The organism is uncultured Lamprocystis sp. (assembly GCF_903933125.1).
Classification (GTDB): Bacteria; Pseudomonadota; Gammaproteobacteria; order Chromatiales; family Chromatiaceae; genus Thiodictyon.
Genome location: NZ_CAIZIZ010000398.1, coordinates 1 through 3,056, shown reverse-complemented (window position 1 = coordinate 3,056; position 3,056 = coordinate 1). Strand labels below are relative to the sequence as shown.

Annotated in this window: 1 protein-coding gene; it reads left to right on the top strand. The window is 63.9% G+C overall.

The features are described 5' to 3' along the window. The first annotated feature begins 520 nt into the window (after positions 1-520). Positions 521-2,155 carry an FAD-dependent oxidoreductase gene (locus QZY03_RS21095; protein ID WP_295584304.1) on the top strand — a complete coding sequence of 545 codons (1,635 nt, stop codon included), beginning with the start codon at positions 521-523 and terminating at the stop codon, positions 2,153-2,155. Positions 2,156-3,056: the final 901 nt, after the last annotated feature.

Here is a 3,056-nt window from a genome sequence, read left to right as displayed (position 1 = left end):
CGATGGGGCCGAGCGGGCAGCCGCAGCGTTTGAGGTCACCGCGGCACCGCATCGCGGCGGGACGCCGCTCCCACGGGGGCCTTTTATCTTCCGGGGTGGATTGATGTTCCTTCCATGGCCGTTAGCCGGTGGCGATTCCCAAGATCTTAATAAAATCAGTGTGAGAGAGTACACCGGCCCTTGCTCAGGCTCCAGCGCTCTGACCCGTCACCCTGGTTCGCGTTTTTCCGCCGCCTGCCGGCGGCAGCGGGCGGCTGACCCGCGATCGGTAACGGATCGGAGTACGATACACTTCGTGCATCATCAGATTCCCTGGTGACCAGGTGTGATGGAGTTCACAGTGTAAGCGGCAGCGCCTTGTTGTGCGGTGACTTTATGATCAGACTGTGACGGACGGCGCCCTCTTGGCGTCGGTGAGTGCCCTGTCCACGGACTTCTGAAGGTGGGGGTGAGCGGCGATGTGGCGTTTGCGTACGACCGGGCGTGCTGCCGGAATACACTATCTGATCGATAACCAGCCATGACGGTGATCGCGGCCCGTCACTTGGAGCCTGGGCAACTGATTGAGGCGGATGTGTGTGTCGTTGGGTCCGGCCCTGCGGGTCTGGCCATCGCTGCCGCCCTGGTTCAGGCTGGCCACTCGGTCTGTGTCGTTGAAAGCGGCTATGCTGCACCGCATCAGGCCACCCAGGAATTGAGCACGTTGGAGTCGGTCGGTCACCCGGTCCGCGAGCACTTTGTGCATCGACTGCGGATGCTTGGCGGTAATGCCAATCTCTGGGCCGGGCGCTGTATGCCACTGGAGCCGATCGATTTCGAGACCCGCGACTGGGTTCCGGCGAGCGGTTGGCCGGTGTCCTTCACCGAGTATCTCGGCTTTCTGCGACAGGCTGGACGCCTGATGCGATTGCCGGAACCATTCGTCGAGCGTGTGGCGACCAGCGCCGGGCAGCCGGCGCCGGATGGTCACTGTGAGCACTTCGGACTTGCCGATTTTTCGCCGAAACTCGCCCTGTGGGCGAAGCGTCCGCCGGATTTCTGGAGCCTCTTCGGTACCACCCTGAAAACCTGTCCGGCCTGCCTGATTATCATCGGGTTGACAGTGACCGGGCTGCGCCTGAACGAATCAGGAGTGCGGCTTACTGCGCTACGGGCGGCCCCGTCCACCGGCGGCGCGGCGCACGAGGTGCGCGCCGGACGCTTTATCCTTGCCATGGGCGGGATCGAAAACACCCGCCTGCTGCTCCTGGGGTTGCTGGACAACCCGCAAGCGCGCTACCCGCGTGAGCCGCTCGGCCGGTATTTCATGGATCATCCGCGCGCCCTCTACGGGAAGATTCGATTGAATGCGGGTGTCGATCTCACCGGGTATCTTGGTTCTCCGATCAGCGGCGGCATGATGCAGCCCGGCCTTGGTCTGGCGTTCGACAAGCAACGCGCCCTGCGCTGCCTGAACGGCTATCTCCACTTTGAAGTGGCGCGCCCGCCGGTCGTGGAACAGGGCTATGACACGACGCTTCAGATCATGAAATGTCTGTTGCGCCGCGGCTATGCCGGGCGGCGCCTCGACCCTTCGCTGCGGCCCCCCATTTACGACCTGATTTATCATCTGACCCCGCGCGAGATCCTGCCCTACGGTCTGTACCGGCTCTACTTCCGCGCCCGCGCCCTGGCGCGCGCGCAGCGCCGCAACCTGGTGGTTTTCAATCACTGCGAGCAGGCGCCAGACCCCGACAGCCGGATCACCCTGGGAACGGGAAAAGACCGGTTCGGCAATCCCCTGGCGCGTTTGAACTGGCGCCTGAATCCTCCGGAGATCGAAACACTGGTGCGGCTCCAGGAGACCCTGCGGACCGTGTTGGATAAGCGCGGACTTGGTCGTCTGCTGTCTGACCCGAACGATCTGGAGCCGGCCTTGTTCGCCGATGCATCGCACCACCTCGGCGGCACCCGGATGAGTGCGCGACCGGCCACCGGCGTCGTCGATGCCGATCTCAAGGTGCACGGCGTCGTCAACCTGTTTATCTGCGGCGGATCGGTCTTTCCGACCAGCGGCAGCGGCAATCCGACCTGGAGCATCGTCGCTTTTGCCCTCAGGCTCGCCGACCATCTGGCAGTGCCGCGCGGCAGCGCGGCCGTTGGTGGTGATGGATGAAACGCCGGCCTTGGAGTGGAAGCCTTGGACTATTGTTGGGCGACGCTCACCGAGTGGCGTCCCTTCTTGGTGATCCCGCTCTCATCGATCCCGTAGCGCGCGACGGAGGGCTTGCCGATGCCTTTAACGGCGACCAGCATTTTCGGGTCCTGGGGGTGTCCGCGATCTGCCGCAGGACGGCGCGGGTCAGCACGCGATAGCGCTCGCGACGCCCTCGTGCGCTTCCTGCTGCGCTTTCTGGTCGCGCCAACGCAACAGCGCCCCCAGCACTCCGGGGCGCTCGGCCGCGCCGGGGTGCGGGTCGGGTCCCGGCCCCGTCGGCGGCCCGTTCGGTACCACGCTGAAACCCTGTCCGGCCTGCCGGGTCATTATCGGGTTGACGATGAGCGGGCTGGGTCTGAGCGAGTCGGGCGCCCGCGTCACTTTGAATTTGATAGGAATAGGGCGTCTGTCTGATTGAGCGCCATTCGAGCCTAAGCCCCGTTTTCCAAGTTGCCGCCTCACGCGCGGCGGTATGGGCAGGCGGGTATTCATGCCAGGGAAGATGCTTACCCGGACTTAGGATTCATCCTACATTCCTACCGTTTACCCCTCCTATAATGGGCACATCCGCGGCGCACCGGGATGGGCAGGTGTCGCGTTGCGGAATTGGATGTGCGCCGGTGGAGTTGCATCCACTCGGCCAGGCGGCCTTGCCGAGTCGCATATCCAGAAAGTAATAGAGGAAATTGCAGAACGTAAGGCCAGGTAAGCCGACTGGATCGGAATTAGGGGTCACCATAGACACTCGACTTTGGCCATTTTTGCCTGAGGCCGGGCGCTGTGCACGGGTGGGCTGGACCAGGGCCGGCGGCTCCTGCGGAGGTGGCGGCAGCGGGAGACCGGCGGTATCGTCTGAAGT